Here is a 20,543-nt window from a genome sequence, read left to right as displayed (position 1 = left end):
GAGGTGTCATTTTTGGAATTCAAGGTCAACTGCGGTATATGGGGTGCTATGTTCGGAGTTCCCAGTATCGTCGCCGATAATTTTCTCAAGCTCGCCACAGGCGGTCAGATAAAGGTACTTCTCTATCTGCTCAGATGTTCGGGCAAAATGTGCTCCGCCGAAGACATTTCATCAAATACGGGAGTATCTCCCGAAGAAGCCGAAGAGGCTGTACTCTTCTGGCAGCAGGCAAATGTTCTAAGCCCACAGGCAAACAGCGCACCTGCGCCTGTTCCGTCGTTAATGGAACAGCCTGTTACTAACAGAAGTGAAGCAGCTCCTGCTCAGAAAAGTACAGAGCCCGCTCCCGACCACAAGGTCAATCTCAGCGGTCAGGAGATCGCTGCTATTATGAAAGATTCTCAGGATATAAGAGAGCTGTTTACCATAGCTGAGAATATACTCGGGACACTGAAAAACAGCCAGATGAATTCCATAATTTGGATGTACGACCATCTTGGACTGAAAAAAGAGGTCATAATCACGCTTATATCCTACTGTACATCTATCGAAAAGACAAATACGGCTTATATTGAGAAGATAGCTTCCGTATGGGCTGAAAACGACATTAACACTATGGCTGCGGCACAGGACGAGATACAGCGTCTCAGTGCGTCAAGAGATTATATCTCGGGTATCATGCGTGCATTTGAGATGACACGCCGCCCCACTACAAAGCAGACCGAGCTTATACAGCAGTGGAAAAACGCAGGCTTTTCTGTTGAGCTTCTGCGCTATGCCTACGAAAAGACCGTTGAACGCATAGACAAGCTCAATTTCGATTACATAAACAAGATACTTCTCTCATGGAGAGACAGCGGATTTGCAACGGTTCAGGACGTAAAGAACGCCGAAACCGATTACCGCAATAAAAAAACTGCTTCAAAAAGCAGCATGAACGATACTGATGTAGAAGAATACGAATCAGTTATCAATCAATTCCTACACTGAGGTGCATATAAATGGACAGCGAAATTTTCGATAAAGCGCAGGCTATCCTCACTAACCGCCGCAAAAAGGCTGAAAGTGAAAACGAAGCGCGTATCGATGAGATAAACCGAAAAATCCCCCAGATAAGAGAGATAAACGACGTCCTTTTCAACACTGGAAAGGAGCTTATCGCCATTATCTCAAACAGCAAAGGTCAGGACGTCTCCGATAAAATAGAGCAGCTAAAGCAGTACAATCTGGGCGCTCAGGCTATGTCAAGAAAAATACTTGCAGAACATGGATATCCCGAGGACTATCTCGATATGCATTACACCTGTCCCGTCTGCTGCGACCGCGGCTACAACGGCAGCAGATACTGCGACTGCTTCAAGGCGCTGTGCGGCAAGCTTGCTGCGGACGAGCTCAATAAAAGCTCACAGCTGAATCTCTCGGATTTTGACAGCTTCGACCTTACTTACTACTCGGGCGATAACTACATGACAATGAAAAATATCCTCGAGTTTACCAAGCAGTATGCCGAGACCTTTACTCCGCAGTCAAAAAGCATTCTTATGTTCGGGCAGACAGGACTGGGAAAGACGCATCTTTCCCTTGCAATTGCAAATATTGTTCTGAAAAAGGGCTACAGTGTCATCTACGACTCAGCTATTAATATACTCCGCAGTATTGAAAAGGAGCATTTCAGCTATGAGCACTCCTCAGATATGATAGACCTCGTTATGAACACCGACCTGCTTATCCTTGATGATATGGGCACTGAATATGAGTCACAGTTCTACAACGCCACTATATATAATATCATAAACACACGTCTTAACTGCGGAAAGCCATCCATAATAAGTACAAACCTTGATTTTGCAGGCATCGCACGCAGATACGACAAGCGTGTTATGTCGCGTATAGTTTCAATGTATTCATGTCTTGAATTCAAGGGAAACGATGTCAGACTCCAGAAAAGAAAAAACAACGCATAAAAAAGGCTGCCTTTTCGGCAGCCTTTATCATTTTACATACTACTTAAATCAAGCTTGAAAGGAGTGAACTTTCTGTAAGCACTGCTGTTCTTTTCGGGAACATAGCTCTTTGTAATGCTCTTCATCATGTCCTCAAATTCATCGTAATAACGCTCGCTGAGCAGTGACTCGATGTTGCTTTCCGACCAGAGATCGGCAGAATTCATACGCTCCTTGATGTCAGCCTTGATGATGACATAAACTGTATTCTCATCGTACTGATACTTCTCAGCCTTGTATAATCCAAGCTTCTCGAAGATATAATCGTTATAGTCATTGTAAGCCTTCTGTGCAGCAATGGACTCCTCAGAAGCGGTTGTTGTGGTCACGTCAGCTGATGCATTGGGATCAACGGTAGTTGTTGTGCGCTTTGTTACTGTGACCTCATTTGCGTAAGGATCAGTTGTAGTGGTCGTCGTTACGCCTGAGGTTGTTGTAACTGTGGTAGTTGTTGTAGTTGTCTCGCCTGCTTCCTCGGCAGCCTTAGCCTCAGCCTCAGCAGTACGCTTCTCAACATACTCGCTGTATTCCTTCTCACATTCGTCGATCTTCTTGAGCTTTGCTGTATTTGTGCTCTCAGCATTGATGTCCTTTATATAACCATCGATCATATTGTTAAGGCGGCGCTTTTCATCAGCATCGAATGCTTCTCCGTTGTCATCAGTGAAGCTTACAGCAAAGTACTTTACTCTTGTGGTCTTGTCCTGATAGTACTCCTTGAGCTCGTCCTCTGTGCAGCCCTTTTCAGCGCCGAGTCCGTAATAGTGCTTGAATATTGCCTCACGCTTGTAATTGTTCGTCATTATCTTTGTAAGCGACTCCTCGCCTACGCCGTTATCAGCAAACATAGCCTGTGTGCTGTTCGATGAAACGAACTCCTTGATCTCATTGAGCTCGTCCTTTGTGAGCTCGCCGCCGATCTTTTCAAATTCCTTTTCGTTTGCAACGAAATCAAGACAATAATCTGTAGCCTTGTCCTGTATCCAGTCTGTAGCGTCCATGGACTCGAACTGGTGTTCCTTGACCTCATCAACGGAAGGCATTTTTCCAAGTGTGCCGTAGAGCTCATATGCAGCTGAGTTGTATGCATAAAGCTCGTTATAGATAAATACGCCTGCAGGAACTTCATATCCGTCAACAGTAAGCGCTGTCTGCGTATTCTTTCCAAATGTGATAGCATCGGGAGCACCGCATGAAGCAGAAGCTGCAGCGAGAGCAAATGCAGCAGCTGCTGCCGCAAATTTATTAAACTTGTTCATCTGTATATTCCTCCGATATAATTGTAGATTCCAGATACTGTTTAATTATACAACATTTTTTTCGGTTTGTCCATAGTTAATCGAAAATTTTTTCCGTTTTATCACCGAATTTACTTATTAAATAAATTACATTAATTAAAATTAGCGATATTTCCTTGACTTAAACGCGGATAAATGTTACAATAGATGTATATGCTTTATTATAAAGGAAGGTGTCTGTATTGAACGTCAAACTCTTATCACATACTCCTGACGCTGAAAAGCTTATCGCTACAGCCGCTAAGCTCTGCTATTCAAGCAGCGACATCGAGTCTCTCAGAGACGGGCTTACCGAGGATAAGATCGCAAGCTTCATTGATATGCTTGTTTCTATCGGACATGAGAGCGTTATGGAGCACGTCAGCTTCACTTTCGGTGTTGAGGGCATTTCAAGAGCCTGCTCACATCAGCTGGTCAGACACCGTATAGCTTCCTACTCTCAGAAAAGTCAGCGCTATGTCAATGAAAATGGTTTTGAATTCATCACTCCCCCTGCTATTGAGGAGATACCTGAGGCAAAGTCCGAGTACGACAGAGTTATTGCTGAGATAACTGAGAGCTATGAGAAGCTTGCCGCTATCCTTACAGAAAAGCATACCGCAGAATTCGTATCTCAGGGAATGGACGAGAAAACAGCACGTTCAAAGGCTTCAAAAATGGCAAACGAGGATGCACGTTTCATACTGCCCAATGCATGTGAGACTAAGATAGTCGTTACCATGAATGTAAGGTCTCTGTTCAATTTCTTCCGTCACCGCTGCTGCAACCGAGCACAGTGGGAAATAAGGGCTGTTGCAAATGAGATGCTCCGTCAGTGCCTTGAGGTCGCTCCCCATATCTTTGCTCATGCAGGTCCGTCCTGTGTGGCTGAGGGTAAATGTCCCGAGGGCAAGATGACCTGCGGAAAAATAAGCGAAGTAAAGGAATACTTCGCTGCTATGAAAAAGAACTGAGATAAGGCGATATAATGCTCGAATTCAGAGACATTGCCATAACCGACAAGGAGCGTATAACTTCCGCCCTGGACATATCGCAGTTTATGGGCTGCGAATACAGCTTTGCAAATAATATGGCTTGGAAGCGTCTTGGCGATTCGCAGATAGCCTTTTACAAGGACTTCTACATCTGCTGCTCTTTCCGCTCCGAGGACGGTATCCCACGTTTCTTTCTGCCGTCAGGTGATGGAAGCTACAAGGACGTCATTGCTGCTATGAAGGAATATGCATATTCCCTTGGCAAACCGCTCAGAGTTGCAGGTATTACAGAGCCGTCGCTGAAAATGCTCAATGAGCTCTTCCCCGATGAGTTCACCGTGGATACCGACGAGGGCGACTGGGACTACATCTACAATTCAGCAGACCTTATTGAGCTTTCGGGCAGGAAATACCACAGCAAGCGCAATCATCTCTCAAGGTTCAAAGAGCTGGGGGCTGAATTCTCGCTGATGACTGAAAAAGACTTCGATGAATGTATTATTTTCGGCGCTATGGAATACAACAGCCGTGCAGAGGAGCACGATCACTCCTTTATCGCCGAGCAGTACGCCATAAATACTTACTTCAATTATTTTCATGAGCTCGGTCTTACGGGCGGAGTTATTCGCATTGGCGGCAAGGTGGCTGCTTTCACTATCGGAGACAGACTCAACAATGATACGTTCTGCGTTCACATTGAAAAGGCAGATACTCAGTACAACGGAATATACGCCGGTATAAACAACAGCTTTGCAAAGGCTGCCGCTTACGGCTATAAATACATCAACAGAGAGGAAGACCTGGGACTTGAGGGACTTCGCAAGTCAAAGCAGTCCTATCACCCTGCGTTTCTCCTCAAAAAATACACTGTTACATTTAAATGAAAGGAAACAGATCATGATCTACGTTTTTCTCGCAAACGGTTTTGAAGAGACCGAAGCTATCGCTCCCATTGATCTTCTCAGACGTGCAGGCAAGCAGGTAATTACTGTAGGCGTTGGTGATAATATCATCACAGGCTCACACGGTATCCCTGTTGTGACCGACACAATCGCTCAGGAAGCTCAGCTTTCCGACGAGCTGGAGATGATCGTTCTCCCGGGCGGTATGCCGGGTACTCTCAATCTTGAAAAGTCAGAGTACGTTCAGGCTGCTATCGATTACTGCGCCGCAAATAACAAATATATCGGCGCTATCTGCGCAGCTCCGTCAATACTCGGACACAAGGGGCTTCTCCGCGGCAGGACAGCCGTTTGCTACGAGGGCTTTGAAACTCAGCTTGACGGCGCAAATATCGGCAGCGGCGGTGTTGCCGAGGACGGCATCTTCATCACCGCAAGAGGTGCAGGTGTTGCAGTTGATTTCGGTCTGAAGCTGGTTGAAAAAGTTCATTCAAAGGAAGAAAGCCGACGACAGCGTAATGCTATCTTATGTGATTGATATGGAAAATAAAAAAGAACTGCGCAAAGAATTTTCACATCTCCGTGCCGAGATACGCGATAAGGTATCAAAGGACATGGACATCACCGAAAGGCTTCTCGAAGAGGAAAAGATACTGGAGGCAGATAATATCCTCCTGTATGCTTCCTTTGGTTCGGAGGTCGATACATACCTGCTCATTGACAAGCTCATTGAAATGGGCAAGAATGTTGCTCTGCCCATATGCTGCGGCGAGCGCTCCATGACATTCCATATTATAGGCTCTGTAGCCGATCTCCATGAGGGAATGTACCGTATCTCGGAGCCTGACAGCGCTCTCCCCCAACCCGTTATAACCGACAGGACAGTCTGCATTATCCCGGGACTTGCTTTTACCGAGGACGGCGGACGCCTTGGCTACGGCGGAGGGTACTACGATAAGTTTATCAACGAAAATCCTCTTATGACGACCATTGCTCTCTCTTATGAGGAGCTCATTGTCGAACAGCTGCCCCTTATGCAGCACGACCTCAGAGTCGATATTATAGTTACAGAAGAAAGGACGGTGCTCTGCAATGGCTGATAACAACAATGATGTTATCAATGATATTCTGAATCAGCTTGACAGTGCTAAAAAACAGCAGGAAGCAGAGATAGGACCAACACCACAAAAAAACACAGAAGAAAAGACCGAAAGGGCTGCACAGCCTGTACGTGAGGAAGCACCTGCTCCAAGACCTGTACAGAGACAGGCAGAAAGGCGTCTGCGTAAGACAGCTGACAACGATCATCAAGCAGCTGCTGCTCCGCCGCCTGCAAGACCTCCACGTCCCCGTGTCAGCGAGGAAATGCATACACGCAACAGTGCAGCAGTTAAGCGCAATGCGGCTCACCATAAGAAAAAGAAGAAAAAGAGAAGAAGCAGACTCCCCGGCGTTCTCATACTCACTGTATTCATATTTGCCGTTTCTATCTGTCTCTCTCTTGTTATAATCGCTTTCGGCAAGGATATGTTCGGTATCGGCAAGGACGATACAACAAAAATGATCATCGTTCGCGAAAACACAAATACAGAAATGATCTCGCAGCAGCTTTACGATGAGGGTATAATTAATTCCCCCAAGTGCTTCCAGCTCTTCTCAAAGTTCAGAAAGACTCCCGATATCTATATCCCGGGTGAGCACTTCGTAAGCCCCAATATGGCATATGAAACTATCATAGATACTCTTACGAATGAGGAGGAAGAGGAGCGCAAGGAAGCTGTAAATGTTACCTTCCCCGAAGCTATCAACCTTTACAGTGCGGCTCAGCTTCTTGAAGAAAAGGGCGTCTGCAATGCAAGCGACTTCATGTTCTACTTCAATGCAGGCGGATATGGCTACAGATTTGAGGACAAGCTCAACAAGAACACAAATACCCTCAGATTTGCCGACACACGTATGGAGGGCTACCTCTTCCCGGATACCTATACCTTTACAAAGGAGATGGATCCCGAGCAGGTATGCCAGAAGATCTACTACAACTTCGATAACAAGCTTACTGACGATAGAATAAAGAGAATGGAGGAGCTCCATCTTTCACTGGATCAGCTCATCACACTGGCTTCCATCGTTCAGGCTGAGGCACCAAACCGTGAAGACATGAATCACGTTGCAAGCGTATTCTGGAACCGTCTTGACAACCCCGAAGCCGAGACTGTCGGAAAGCTTCAGTCAGACCCGACAAAGAATTACGCAAACTATACTATCAAGCCTCACATGACAGTACTCAACAACGAAATACTCAAGGCTTATGATACCTATCAGTCAACAGGTCTCCCGCCGGGAGCTATCTGCAACCCGGGACTTGACGCTATCGACGCTGTACTCCTGAAGATGAAGACCGATGACTACTACTTCATCGCTAATATCTATACTCAGAAGACCTACTTCGCTAAGACAAATGACGAGCATGAGATGAACAAGGCTATGGTAAAGGCTGACGAGGCTCAGTATGAGGCAGAACAGGCTGCAAGAGAAGCTGAGGAGGCCGCTAATGAATAAGCTGGAAGTCCTTGCCCCTGCTGGCGATGAGGAACGCTTCGCTGCTGCTGTCGATTACGGCGCTGACGCTGTATATCTTGGCAGAAAGCAGTTCGGTATGCGCTCCTCCCCTATGAATTTCGATTTTGAGCAGCTGTGCAAGGCTGTTCAGACAGCTCACGACAGAGGTGTTAAGGTGTATCTCACCTGCAACACCCTGCCGCGAAACAATGAGATACCTCATTTCGAGCAGTTCGTAAAGGAAGCTGTGGAAGCAAAGGTGGACGCTCTCATCGTTGCGGATATCGGACTTCTCATGCTGATAAAAAAATATGCTCCCGATATGGAGATACATATTTCCACTCAGACAGGTATCGTAAACTACGTTACAGCTCGTGAGCTCTATAATATGGGCGCAAAGCGCGTGGTTCTGGCAAGGGAGCTCTCCCTTGACGAGATAGCCGAGATAAGAGCAAAAACAAGTCCCGACCTTGATATCGAGACCTTTGTTCACGGAGCTATGTGCGTTTCATTTTCAGGAAGATGTCTCCTGTCACAGTATCTTGTGAACCGCGATGCAAACCGCGGTGAATGTGCTCAGCCCTGCCGCTGGGGATATCACCTTGTTGAGGAAAAGCGCCCCAATGAGTTCTTCCCTGTTTTCGAGGACGAAAAAGGCACATATATCCTCAATTCAAAGGATATGTGCATGATAGAGCATATCGACAAGCTTGCCAAGGCAGGTGTAACAAGTCTCAAGATAGAGGGCAGAGCAAAGTCCGCTTACTATGTTACAGTCGTTACAAATGCCTACAGAATGGCAGTTGACCACTACTATAAAGACCCGAACAACTTCGTTCTCCCCGACTGGATAAGGAACGAGGTGTACAAGGTAAGCCACAGAAAATACTGCAACGGCTTCTTCTTCGGTACTCCCGAGGAGTCCCAGTATTACGAAAACAGCGGCTATATTCGCAATTACGATGTTGTGGCAGTTGTTGAGAGCTGCGAAAACGGCACTGTATACTGCACACAGCGAAACAAGTTCTTTGCAGGAGATACCGTTGAGATACTCGCTCCGTCACTGAAGCCTGTGGAAATGGTTCTGCAAAATCTCTACGACGAGAACGGCGAGGAGATCGAAACTGCAAACCATGCAATGATGAAGTTTTCGTTCAAGTCCGACCTTGTATTCCCAAAGGGCACTGTAATAAGAAAAGAAACTACATAAAATTAAGGCTGATACTTTCGTATCAGCCTTTTTGTTATTTATCAAGCTTTTTGTAGTTCTTGTAGCCAAGCTCGTCAAGCTTGTCCGTAAGCTTGTCCACTGTGTTCTTAGCCGCAGTGTCGTCAATGGTTATTTCTATCTGAGTGTCCTTGTCTTTCTCGGAAATGATCTTTACAAGATCTTCAAGAAAAGTCACTTTATTATCATAGACATATTCGTTCTTGGAGACGGATATATTGATGACCTCTGACTTTTCTTCTGTTGCTTCTTCTGAAGTTGTCGTTTCCTTTTTCTCAACGACTTCTGATACACTTGTGTCGTTTTTGCCTTCGCCTTCGTCTGTTTTTTTGCCTAAGCCGCCAAATCCTTTAAGCTGGAGCAGCAGCCATATAGCTAATGCTATTATTGCTGCAAATAAAACCAATACTACGACCTTTTTCATTTCAATTACCTCACTTATTTAAATTTGAAAAATATAGATTAGGGTATTCACGCTGAATACCATCTATTGCTTCGTCAATTTCCCTGAATGCTTTTGCAGTTCCGAACTGTTCTCCGTCATAGGACAAAATACAGAGATATGTATCATCAGCAGCAAATCCCGACTTCATGAGAATATCTTTGATAGAACCTTTTATATCTTCATCTTCCCTTGAATTGATCATTCCAAGCTTTTCTTTTCCGAATGAAATAGTCAGGCTCCAGTTATCGCTCTTGTCGGCAACATCAAGCCTAAAATCAAAATAGTCACCTTTCTCAAATGCATTCAACGCCTTCTGATTTGTTGCCGCGTTTTTATCTGCGGATTTTAAGCGTTCCAGTTCGTTCTCGGCTTCTTCGTTCAATTCCTGCTGCTCAACTATCAAGTTATTATAGGTCTGTTCAGCTTCTTTTGCGTTGTTTAATACATTTTTGGTATCGATCGTACTGTACAAAACAAAAAAGAAAAGAATTATCATGATAACATCGAGCAAGGAAGTGAAATCAAGGATTATTTCACGTAGTTTCATACTGTCCACCCTGATTTGTTCTTGAGCGATTCATCAATGCCATAACTGATAAGCTTTTTCTTGAGCGAAAGTAGTCTCTGTATCAGGTCCTCAACATCGGCAAAAAAGTAAGCATTTGCTACTTTGAATGCAACGGAAAATATTATTCCCCATGTTGTTGATGTCAGCGCGTTGAAAAAACTGCTTTTGGCGGCGCTTATCGCCTCAGTATCAGACATATCGATGCTAAGAAGCGCAGTAACTGTACCAAACATCCCCAATAAAGGGAAGATCGAGATCAAGGCAATAAAAACCGTATAGCATCTGTTCAGGCGTCTGTAACTGTTTAATATCTTACTTGTTTTTTCCGGATTATTGGACATCTCATTACTTTTTTCCTCCCAGTCATATATATCATTTTCCACAAGACTGCGATATCTGCTGACTCTGAACGCAGCAAATAAAGTAATAAAAAAGAAAACCAGAATATAAAAATCAGATGAAATAATACTTTGAAGCAATTTAGCAATAATATTCATTATATCACCTCAAACAATATTATAACGCATAATATGACAAATTGCAAGATATTTTACGAATATTTGGCAATAAAAAACTCCGCGTTTCCGCGGAGAAAAGTTACTGTTTTGTTTTCTTTCGTTCTCTTTTCATGTTGATGATGCTTGCTGCAAAAGTCACTATTGCTCCGATAATAAGGATCAGATAGAAATTCAGTCCGCGGCTTATAAGAAGCGCAGGCTTTACCCTCTCCATTGTGAATATCTCGGAAAAAGCCAGCAGGAAGCAGCCCTCCGTGATGCCTGCCGCACCCGGAAGAGGAAGCATCTCAACTGCTATGGCTATCATTATCTGAATGGTGACGATATTGATATAGCTTGCTGCGCTCATGCCATACGCCTTGTAAATTATCCACGTTATGGAGAAATAGCACATACGCTGGACAACTGTAATAAGGAAAACATTGAAGACTACCCAAAGGTTTTTCTTGATGTAGTCCGCACCCATTGCATATGTATCGCATATGGTTATGAGCTTTTCAGTGTATTTTTCCTTGTTTCTGCGCTTCATTATATGAAGCTTTGTAAGCAGGTCAACTGTCTTGATACCAAGAGCCCTCGCCCATATAGGCTTTATGAAAACCAGAAGCAGCAGTACGATAAAGGAAAGATTCAGCACAAATCCCAGAACAATGAGCCACTTCATATCTCCTGCATACGCAGCGACAGTATTATAATTAAATATAAGAAATCCAAGTGCAAGCAGCACCAGAACAGATTTGTAGGCTATGGTTATAAGCAGCATTATCAGCGTAGAATAACCTATCTTTATCTTATCCTTTTTCATGTGATACATCTGCATAGGCTGACCGCCCGTTGACGACGGCGTTATATAACAAAAGAAAAAGCCGATAAACGAATATTTAAGACACCTTAAAAAGCTTGTTTTCTGATCAAGGACTCTCAGCATATAGTGTATGATCGACGACTCGCCTGCTACAAAAAGTATGGCGGCTGCCGCACCCAGAGCAATCCATCGCGGATCGGCTATCTTAATATCGCTGATTATCTCGGGCAGCTCCTGCTCCTTAAAGATAAGGTTCAGCGTAAAAAGCGTAATAACGAGGATAAGACCTATATTCAACGCGTATTTCAATATTTTTTTGATCAAGTCCACCCCCGCGCGATATAGATTTGTTAGCAACTTAAATTATAACATAATACCCCTTTTTTGTCAATACAAATCGTATTATATGCCGAATAATCAACATAAGATCATATATGCTTATCAATATGTCAGTTTTGTATCTCAGCAAATGAACTGTATAAATATCTCAACAAATAACATTATGTACTAAAAATAAAAATACTTCATTTTTTTCTCATTAAATGTTGTTTTGTAACAAAAAATACATTGACTAAAAAGAAAAAATGTGATATTATTATAATATAAAAACATATATATATTCTTAATATATGATCTTCATGGTGACAATCCGACCGAGGTGAACTTTTAATGGCTGCAAAACTGAAAACCATTGCGATTTTCGGCTGCTCTTATTCAAGCATATACAGACAGAATATGCCTACTGCTTTCAATGAGGCTGCTGAAGAGCTCAATGTAAATCTTGTATATATAAATTCACTCGGTAAGATCGGCGGCAAAAACGCTCAGTACGGAGACTATGAATTCGATCTCATCGAATTTATCGACCTCGATCAGTTCGACGGCATCATTTTTGACGGCGAGGGATATAATATCGACGGTATCGCCGAAAAAGTCATTCATAAGCTTCGCGGAGCAAAGTGCCCTGTTATCTCCATGAGCAGTCATGTTGACGGCTTCTATAATATAGATTTCGATGACTCTGGCGGTATATGCATGCTTATTGAGCATATGCTTGACTATCATCATTATAAAAGGATTGGCTTTATGGCAGGCTACCTGACTCACCCTGACGCTCAGCTGCGACTTAAAGAATTCCGCCGCATCATGACTTCAAGAGGATTTCCTGAGGACGGTGCAGGTGTATTTGAGGGCGATTTCTGGTTCCATAAGGGCGAAGAAGCTGCTGATTATTTCCTTTCCCGTCCCGAGCGCCCCGATGCAATCGTATGTTCAAATGACTACATGGCAATCTCACTTGTAACGGCTTTTAAAAAGCGCGGTATAAGAGTTCCCGATGATATTGCGGTATCAGGCTATGACGGTTCTATCGAGGGACAGGAGTATCTGCCGCACATATCCTCTGCTACAAGAGAACGTAAGGATATTGCGCGTAAGTGTATACAGGTCTTAAAGGACCTGAGTGACGGAAAAGGTATCACCACTGATCTGCATATTTCCCCGGCTCTTATATTCACACATTCATGCGGCTGTCATACTCTTGATTACATGCATGAATCAGAAAATATCAATAAGATATACGCGATCAATCGTTCTTTGACATATAACCTTTATGATGCCGAATCATCTATCCTAATGCTTAACAAAGTCGATGATCTGGAGGGACTGGCATCTGTCTACGGATCCGAATCCACTAATTTCGGTGATTACAAAGCATTTTTCCTTATGCTGCACATTGACTCCAGCGGAAGATTATCGAGTGAGAGCGATTACACCAGCCCGTCAGGCAAGTTCTCACCTGCTATCTGGATAGATAAAAATAATGAATATGACCGCTCTCCCCTTACATTTGACTTCTCGTCAATGGTTCCCGAATCAAGGTCGGAAAAGCCTCATTCAATATATATAATGAGCGTACACTGTGCCGAGAGAATGTTCGGATATGCTGCCATAGAAATGTCAGGCAAGGACATATTCAATGAGTTTTATAATATATGGCTGCTGAATATCGCAACGACACTTGAAACTCTTATGAAGAACGACAGGATCAAAAAACTTATCGGCTCACTGCAGAACCTGAGTATTAGGGACGTTCTCACAGGCATGCTCAACCGCCGCGGCTTCGATGACAAGTCAAGAGAGGCTATTCTCTCTCTTGATGGCAAAAAGACTGTTTGCACTATGGTCATTGATATGGACGGTCTTAAACGCATCAACGACGATTACGGACACTACGAGGGTGACCGCGCTATAAAGGGCGCTGCCGAGATCATTACACGCTGCTGTGACTCGGGCGAGATCGCAGGAAGAGCAGGCGGTGATGAATTCTATATATTCTCTCCCGACTACTCTGCGAAAAAGCTTGCACGATTTACTGAAAGGCTCAATGACCTGTGCAGAAGCTACAACGGATACTCCAAAAAACCTTACTCTGTAGAACTCAGCTTCGGTGCTTACCTTGTTGAGACAGACTCTACGGGCAGACTTGAGGACTTCCTGAAGATTAGCGATGCAAGAATGTATAAGCAGAAAAATGCCAAGCATACCAGAAGAAAATAAAACCACCCGTTATCGGGTGGTTTTTTCTGTATCTGTAAGCAGTTCAAATGTAACACCGTATTTCTCGGCTATGTCTCTGGCGTATGACATTCCCTCGGGCAAGCCGACCTCAACCTTAAATGAGCGCTGTCCGTTTTCGCTTTTTACAATGAGCGAGGACACCTTTGCCGCTCCTGCTGTCTGATTTATCTCATCAGCCTCCGCCGCAAGCTTGTGCATATGAGTATTGTAAATAGTACGGGTATGCTTCTGAGCTATTGCCTTTACAGAATCACGGGCAATAAAGAAGCCCTCCTCAAATGAAGTTGTGGAAAATGTCTCGTTGAGAAGCAGCAGGCTGTCCTTGGTACAAGCTGAGTATATGTCCCTGAATCTTACACATTCTTCGCCCAGTCTGCCAAGATCCATGGTCTTGTCCTCGTCAGCTGGAAAATGAGTGTAAATACAGTCCACAGGCTTATAGCGGAATGAATCAGCAGGTACGCATATACCGCCCTGTGCAAGAACAAACATTATTCCCACAGCCTGTGTGATAGTAGTCTTACCGCCTCTGTTGGCGCCTGTAAGTATATAAATAGTATGCTTGTCATCAAATACAAGGTCATTGCAGACTATATCGTCCATTTTCTCGCAGTTGACAGCAAGCTTCATATTATACATTGACTTGGCGTCCATGGATACAGTTCCCTCGGAAACAGCTTCTGCCTCACAGAATCTGAAGCCCTTTTCGGTGTACTGCTCTATAAAGTCCGCAAATCTGATATAGTATATGAACTCGGGAACAAGCTGGGATATATTTACTATAGCAATATCAGCATATTTCGTCAGAGTATCTCGGAGCTTCTTGACCATGGAGTCAAGCATTTTATTCAGCACCTTGTCAAGATAAAAGGTAGCACCTGATGTACCGTCGCCGTCGGGAGTCTGGGTAACCGTAGCTCTTATCTTTGCATCTACAAAAGGAGTGCTCCTCAGTGCAAGATAACCGCCTGTATTATTTATGAAATTCGATATCTTATGCTCATGGAGCTTATCTACCTGATGATAATGCATATCGCCGTCCCATGCCGCTTCACTGTTTATCTTACCCTTTGAAGCTATGGCGTCGGCAAAATTGCTTACGATATTTGATTTTCTGAACTGTCTGGAATTAACTGAGATAAGTCCCATGCTGACAGCCTCAAAGCGGTCGTTAACATTGATGCCCACTGTGACGCTCTGTATATCCGCAGCCTTGACTTTAAGCTCGGCAATGTCCTTTTTCATCTCGGCAAAGCAGGCTTCGTTATACAGCTCATCTATGTAGCCCAGAAAGCTTTTGAGTCCCTCGGATTCAAGCTTTTCATCTTCAAGACAGGTCTTCATATCCTCAACGCACTTGATGTAATCGTTGAGTTCATCGAGCCTGTGCATAAGATGCCAGAACCCCAGCTTTTCATCAGACTCAATACGTGATGCGCTGAAATTCCTTATGAAATCAAGCTTGTCAAAAAGCTCCGTCATACGTGTTCTGAGCTTTGGGCAGCGCAGTATATCCATGAAAACCTGTCGTCTGTACTCGGCAACATTTGGATCGGCAGTTATATTGGATATGACATTCATGATAAGATTCTGCTCTTTAACATCATTGGAAATACAGCTGCACAGAGTGTCAAGTCCAAGATCGTGGCAGCACTCCTGTGAAAGCTGTTTGTACTCTGCATCAACATGGCCTGGAAATAGTATACTGAATCCGTTCTTTTTCATGGCAGCTCCTTTCAGAACATTAACTGATTTTATTTTTATTATATCATCATACACGTCCCAAGTCAATGCGCAAACACAATAATGATGCATAAAACACTTGATATTTAGGACAATATGTGATAATATATATTTATGTATATTTTTCTATTTAAGGAGCTTTTATCATGAAGATCTTTCACAGAATACTATCAGTATCTGTTGCAGCATTAATGCTTGTTGGCTGTTCAGCTAATAATACCAGCAATAACAGCAGTGAACAAAATTCCGAAGCAAAAAATGCTGAACTAATCACACCTGAAATTACAGCCTCGGAAGAACAGACAGTCCTGCCGGTTCTTTCCATTCAAACAAAAAATACGGACAAAAATGTCCTTGACTTTATAACAAAGCCTGTTGCAGGTCATGTATCGGAAGCTATTGCTTCATGGACGCCGGGATATAAAATACCGCCTGAGCCTTATTATGAGGACTGCACCATAACTCTCAAGGGCAGCGACGGAAGTACTATGCTTGACGGAGCCGAAGCGCAGGTAAAGGTCCGCGGAAACTGGACGACAGTATATGATAAAAAACCGCTGAGAATAAAATTCAGTGAAAAGCAAAGTATGCTTGGGCTCAACGACGGAGCCGAGCAGAAAAACTGGGTACTTCTCGCTGAATACAAGGACGCATCAATGCTGAGAGACAAGGCTGCACTTTATGCTTCACGAGAGATACTCGGTGCGGACGGCTATTATGCAGCTGACACGGATTTCGTTAAGGTCGAAGTAAACGGTGAATACTGGGGAATGTATCTTCTTTCCGATATGCAGCAGGTCTCATCTCAAAGAGTTGACATAACTGAGCCCGAAAAGGATTACACAGGCACAGATATCGGATATTTCCTTGAATATGACGGATATTTCAGCAATGAAGATGACCTGAAAATGTTCCCTCTTGATTTTGCAGACAATGCAAGGCTGAAAGTTTATAACGGCAATTTCGACGACGAGCACTATATGCACCCGCTTGCAGTGACACGAACAGAGCACAAGGAAAAAGTCGGTATAACTATAAAAAGTGCTATCCGTTCACAGGAGCAGCACGATTTCATAGAAAATTTCGTCAATAAGACCTACAGGATAATGTATGAAGCTGCATACAACGATAAAGCCTTTGTTTTTGACAAGGATTACAAGGATATATCGGAAAGCAAGGATATAACGCCTCAGCAGGCTGTGGAAAATGTGGTAGACGTACAGTCGCTTGTTGATACATACATTATAAGCGAGCTTACCTGCGATGCCGATATTTACTGGTCAAGTTTTTACATGACCGCAGATTTCGGTCCTGAGGGCAGTAAAAAGCTCACCTTTGAAGCTCCATGGGACTTTGATTCGTCTATGGGCAACAAGAACAGATGCATTGACGGAACAGGCTTCTATGCATCGAATATCGTACCCGACGTTAACGGAGGAAGCGAATTCGGCGGATATGAAACCATTAATCCATGGCTCGTTGTCCTCGCTTATAAGGACTGGTATCAGGATATGATAAAAGCTTCATGGACAAAGGCTTATGATGAGGGTGTATTTGAACGCACCTGCAAGCTTATTGAAGATGATACATCCAAGTATCAGGACGAGTTTATAAAGAACTACGACAAATGGAACAATATCAAGAATAATTCAGACTTTGTAAATGAGCTCTCTGAGCCTGCCAAAAAGTGTAAAACTCAGCTTGAGGCAGCTCAGTTCCTGCTTTCATGGCTCACAAGCAGGATAAATTTCCTCAACGAACAATGGCATACCTGATAATTAAAGCCGCCTGTGTTAACAGGTGGCTTTTTTTACACATAAAAAAGCACTTCGTTATTGCGAAGTGCTTTATCAGTGGGCCATTAGGGACTCGAACCCCAGACCGTCCGGTTATGAGCCGGATGCTCTAACCAACTGAGCTAATGGCCCTTATAACATTAAATCGGAAGCTTTTTTCAGCTTCCGATAATGTATATAATGTCGGCACTGATTTAGTTTCCCGGGCCGTCACCAGCCAAGTATCGTCAACGTGAATGAGCTTAACTTCCGTGTTCGGAATGGGAACGGGTGTGACCTCATTGCCATAAGCACCGACTAATATGAAGTTTTGAAACGAATAAAGCGTAATGCGAGGCGATCACTCTGAATGAAGTAAAAAGGAAAAGCCCTCGACCGATTAGTACTCGCAAGCTGAACGTGTCACCACGCTTACACTTTGAGCCTATCAAACTCATAGTCTTTGAGAGGTCTTACTCTTACGAAGGGATATCTTATCTTAAGGTCGGCTTCACGCTTAGATGCCTTCAGCGTTTATCCGTTCCGCACTTAGCTGCCCAGCTGTGCCATTGGCATGACAACTGGTGCACCAGCGGTGCGTCCATCCCGGTCCTCTCGTACTAGGGACAGCTCCTTTCAAATATCCTACGCCCACGACAGATAGGGACCGAACTGTCTCACGACGTTCTGAACCCAGCTCGCGTACCGCTTTAATTGGCGAACAGCCAAACCCTTGGGACCGAATTCAGCCCCAGGATGCGATGAGCCGACATCGAGGTGCCAAACCTCCCCGTCGATGTGGACTCTTGGGGGAGATCAGCCTGTTATCCCCAGGGTAGCTTTTATCCGTTGAGCGACGGCATTTCCACTCACATACCGCCGGATCACTAACTCCAACTTTCGTTACTGCTCGACCCGTCAGTCTCGCAGTTAGGCTCGCTTTTGCGTTTGCACTCAAAAGCATGGTTTCCATCCATGCTGAGCGAACCTTTGAGCGCCTCCGTTACCTTTTAGGAGGCGACCGCCCCAGTCAAACTGCCCACCTAACAATGTCCCCTGACTCGATTCAGAGCCACAGGTTAGAATTCCAGCACCTCAAGAGTGGTATCCCAAGGTTGACTCCATAAAGGCTGACGCCCTTACTTCCCAGTCTCCCACCTATCCTGTACATGAAATACCGAAATTCAATATTAAGCTACAGTGAAGCTCCATGGGGTCTTTCCGTCTAGTCGCGGGTAACCGGCATCTTCACCGGTACTACAATTTCGCCGGGCGGGTTGTTGAGACAGTGCCCAAATCGTTACACCATTCGTGCGGGTCAGAACTTACCTGACAAGGAATTTCGCTACCTTAGGACCGTTATAGTTACGGCCGCCGTTTACCGGGGCTTCAATTCAGAGCTTGCACTCCTCCTCTTAACCTTCCGGCACCGGGCAGGTGTCACCCCATATACGTCATCTTTCGATTTAGCATAGAGCTGTGTTTTTGCTAAACAGTCGCTTGGGCCTATTCTCTGCGGCTCTTAAAGAGCACCCCTTCTCCCTAAGTTACGGGGTCAACTTGCCGAGTTCCTTAACAACCCTTCTCCCGTTGGCCTTAGAATCTTCTTCCTGTCTACCTGTGTCGGTTTGCGGTACGGGCTCCATCTTCTATACACACAGCTTTTCTCGCCTTCTTCCAAGTTTACTTCCCGCTCATTCGCAGTCCCTTACGACCGAGGCAACCAACGCTCGGCTAAACCCTTCAAAAGTGTCCCTGTGCTTAAATGAATGGAGGCTACGGAATTTCTACCGTATGTGCATCGGTTACGCCTTTCGGCCTCACCTTAGCTCCCGGCTTACCAGAAGCGGACGAACCTTCCTTCTGAAACCTTAGACTTTCGGCCATTATGATTCTCACATAATTCTCGCTACTCATTCCGGCATTCTCACTTGTGTAAAATCCACCGCCGCTTTCGCTACGACTTCGCCTCTTACACAACGCTCCCCTACCCCGCAGTATTGCTACTGCAGCCCAAGCTTCGGTATACGTTTTAGCCCCGTTGAATTTTCGGCGCAGAGTCACTCGACCAGTGAGCTATTACGCACTCTTTTAATGAGTGGCTGCTTCTAAGCCAACATCCTGGTTGTCTGTGCAACTCCACATCCTTCTCCACTTAAACGTATTTCGGGACCTTAGCTGTGGGTCTGGGCTGTTTCCCTTTTGACCACGAGACTTATCTCACGTAGTCTGACTGCTGTACTCTTAATTATCCGGCATTCTTAGTTTGATATGGTTCAGTAACCTCTCGGCCCCTAGCCAATTCAGTGCTTTACCTCCGGTAATCATATACAACGCTAGCCCTAAAGCTATTTCGGGGAGAACCAGCTATATCCGGGTTCGATTGGAATTTCTCCGCTAGCCACACCTCATCCGCCACCTTTTCAACGGGGGTCGGTTCGGCCCTCCATGGAGCTTTACCTCCACTTCAGCCTGGACATGGCTAGGTCACCCGGTTTCGGGTCTATGACATACAACTTGACGCCCTATTAAGACTTGCTCTCGCTTCGGCTCCACACCTTAAGTGCTTAACCTTGCTGCATATCATAACTCGCCGGACCATTCTACAAAAGGTACCCTATCACACTTTGATGTGCTCTAGGTGCTTGTAAGCACAGGGTTTCAGGTTCTCTTTCACTCCCCTCCCGGGGTTCTTTTCACCTTTCCTTCACAGTACTTATTCTCTATCGGTCATTGGGTAGTATTTAGGCTTGGAGGGTGGTCCCCCCGACTTCCCACCGGGTTTCACGTGTCCGGCGGTACTCTGGATCCTGCTCGCTGTCTTCGCTTTTCACTTACGCGACTCTCACGCTCTTCGGTCTGCCTTCCCAGACAGTTCAGTTAAGCTCTTACAATACTAAATGCAGTCCGTAACCCCACAAGAATTGCTTCCTGTGGTTTGGCCTCTTTCCCGTTCGCTCGCCACTACTTAGGAAATCTCGGTTGATTTCTCTTCCTCGCCCTACTTAGATGTTTCAGTTCAGGCGGTTTCCCTCGTATACCTATTTGATTCAGTATACGATGAATGAGGTTTTCTCATTCGGATTGCTCCATTCGGAAATCTGCGGATCAATGTGTACTTACCACTCCCCGCAGCTTATCGCAG

16 protein-coding genes, 1 tRNA gene and 2 rRNA genes (1 of these 19 only partly in view) are annotated in these 20,543 nt (G+C 44.8%); 10 read left to right on the top strand and 9 right to left on the bottom strand.

Translation table 11 applies throughout. From position 1 onward, the window contains the following. The first annotated feature begins 12 nt into the window (after positions 1-12). Positions 13-990 carry a DnaD domain protein gene (locus N774_RS0101830; protein WP_024859593.1) on the top strand — a complete coding sequence of 326 codons (978 nt, stop codon included), beginning with the start codon at positions 13-15 and terminating at the stop codon, positions 988-990. 11 nt (positions 991-1,001) lie between these two features. Beyond that, complete coding sequence (locus tag N774_RS0101825; RefSeq protein WP_024859592.1) at positions 1,002-1,964, top strand: ATP-binding protein; 963 nt, start codon at positions 1,002-1,004, stop codon at positions 1,962-1,964. Positions 1,965-1,996: 32 nt separating this feature from the next. On the opposite strand, the gene N774_RS0101820 is transcribed toward N774_RS0101825, so the two are convergent. Beyond that, on the bottom strand, positions 1,997-3,262 hold the full coding sequence (locus N774_RS0101820) for a hypothetical protein (RefSeq protein ID WP_024859591.1): 1,266 nt from the start codon (positions 3,260-3,262) through the stop codon (positions 1,997-1,999). Positions 3,263-3,483: 221 nt separating this feature from the next. On the opposite strand from N774_RS0101820, the gene thyX reads away from it, so the two are divergent. From thyX to N774_RS0101790, 6 genes are read left to right on the top strand one after another with little or no spacing between them, the layout of a single operon-like run. Beyond that, positions 3,484-4,254 carry an FAD-dependent thymidylate synthase gene (gene thyX / locus N774_RS0101815; RefSeq protein WP_024859590.1) on the top strand — a complete coding sequence of 257 codons (771 nt, stop codon included), beginning with the start codon at positions 3,484-3,486 and terminating at the stop codon, positions 4,252-4,254. 14 nt (positions 4,255-4,268) lie between these two features. Then, positions 4,269-5,159 carry a DUF2156 domain-containing protein gene (locus tag N774_RS0101810; protein ID WP_024859589.1) on the top strand — a complete coding sequence of 297 codons (891 nt, stop codon included), beginning with the start codon at positions 4,269-4,271 and terminating at the stop codon, positions 5,157-5,159. Positions 5,160-5,172: 13 nt separating this feature from the next. Further along, positions 5,173-5,715, top strand: coding sequence for a DJ-1 family glyoxalase III (locus tag N774_RS0101805; protein WP_024859588.1), 543 nt, complete (start codon positions 5,173-5,175; stop codon positions 5,713-5,715). Position 5,716: 1 nt separating this feature from the next. Next, a complete protein-coding gene (locus tag N774_RS0101800; protein WP_037280446.1) occupies positions 5,717-6,277 on the top strand; it encodes a 5-formyltetrahydrofolate cyclo-ligase in 561 nt (186 codons plus the stop codon). After that, the gene (gene mltG / locus N774_RS16640; RefSeq protein WP_024859586.1) at positions 6,270-7,736 is read left to right on the top strand and encodes an endolytic transglycosylase MltG; all 1,467 of its coding nucleotides are present in this window, start codon (positions 6,270-6,272) and stop codon (positions 7,734-7,736) included. Before N774_RS0101800 ends, mltG begins: the two co-directional genes overlap by 8 nt. Then, a complete protein-coding gene (locus tag N774_RS0101790; RefSeq protein WP_024859585.1) occupies positions 7,729-8,946 on the top strand; it encodes a peptidase U32 family protein in 1,218 nt (405 codons plus the stop codon). The genes mltG and N774_RS0101790 overlap by 8 nt, the downstream gene beginning before the upstream one ends. 34 nt (positions 8,947-8,980) lie before the next feature. On the opposite strand, the gene N774_RS0101785 is transcribed toward N774_RS0101790, so the two are convergent. From N774_RS0101785 to N774_RS0101770, 4 genes are all read right to left on the bottom strand, one after another. Further along, the gene (locus tag N774_RS0101785; protein ID WP_024859584.1) at positions 8,981-9,388 is read right to left on the bottom strand and encodes a hypothetical protein; all 408 of its coding nucleotides are present in this window, start codon (positions 9,386-9,388) and stop codon (positions 8,981-8,983) included. Positions 9,389-9,398: 10 nt separating this feature from the next. Further along, positions 9,399-9,956, bottom strand: coding sequence for a hypothetical protein (locus tag N774_RS17915; protein ID WP_024859583.1), 558 nt, complete (start codon positions 9,954-9,956; stop codon positions 9,399-9,401). Beyond that, a complete protein-coding gene (locus N774_RS17910) occupies positions 9,953-10,474 on the bottom strand; it encodes a MotA/TolQ/ExbB proton channel family protein (protein WP_024859582.1) in 522 nt (173 codons plus the stop codon). Before N774_RS17910 ends, N774_RS17915 begins: the two co-directional genes overlap by 4 nt. 100 nt (positions 10,475-10,574) lie before the next feature. Next, complete coding sequence (locus N774_RS0101770) at positions 10,575-11,624, bottom strand: lysylphosphatidylglycerol synthase transmembrane domain-containing protein (protein WP_024859581.1); 1,050 nt, start codon at positions 11,622-11,624, stop codon at positions 10,575-10,577. 345 nt (positions 11,625-11,969) lie between these two features. On the opposite strand from N774_RS0101770, the gene N774_RS0101765 reads away from it, so the two are divergent. Next, positions 11,970-13,859 (top strand): diguanylate cyclase domain-containing protein, encoded by a 1,890-nt coding sequence (locus N774_RS0101765; RefSeq protein WP_024859580.1) that lies wholly within the window; start codon positions 11,970-11,972, stop codon positions 13,857-13,859. A 9-nt stretch (positions 13,860-13,868) separates the two neighbouring features. Here N774_RS0101765 and N774_RS0101760 read toward each other — a convergent pair whose 3' ends face one another. Next, a complete protein-coding gene (locus N774_RS0101760; protein WP_024859579.1) occupies positions 13,869-15,605 on the bottom strand; it encodes a MutS-related protein in 1,737 nt (578 codons plus the stop codon). 164 nt (positions 15,606-15,769) lie between these two features. Between N774_RS0101760 and N774_RS0101755 the strand changes: the two genes are divergently transcribed. Then, positions 15,770-17,398: a CotH kinase family protein gene (locus N774_RS0101755; RefSeq protein ID WP_024859578.1), complete on the top strand. Its 1,629-nt coding sequence runs from the start codon at positions 15,770-15,772 to the stop codon at positions 17,396-17,398. 79 nt (positions 17,399-17,477) lie between these two features. On the opposite strand, the gene N774_RS0101750 is transcribed toward N774_RS0101755, so the two are convergent. The 3 genes from N774_RS0101750 to N774_RS0101740 form a co-directional block, all read right to left on the bottom strand. Next, positions 17,478-17,551: transfer RNA gene (locus tag N774_RS0101750), tRNA-Ile, on the bottom strand. 49 nt (positions 17,552-17,600) lie between these two features. Further along, positions 17,601-17,717: ribosomal RNA gene (gene rrf, locus N774_RS0101745) — 5S ribosomal RNA — on the bottom strand. 61 nt (positions 17,718-17,778) lie between these two features. Then, positions 17,779-20,543 (bottom strand): 23S ribosomal RNA (locus tag N774_RS0101740) (it continues 65 nt past the right edge of the window).

It is taken from the genome of Ruminococcus flavefaciens AE3010, from assembly GCF_000526795.1.
In the GTDB taxonomy this organism is placed as follows: Bacteria; Bacillota; Clostridia; order Oscillospirales; family Ruminococcaceae; genus Ruminococcus; species Ruminococcus flavefaciens_D.
This window is presented reverse-complemented; position numbering and strand designations above follow the sequence as displayed.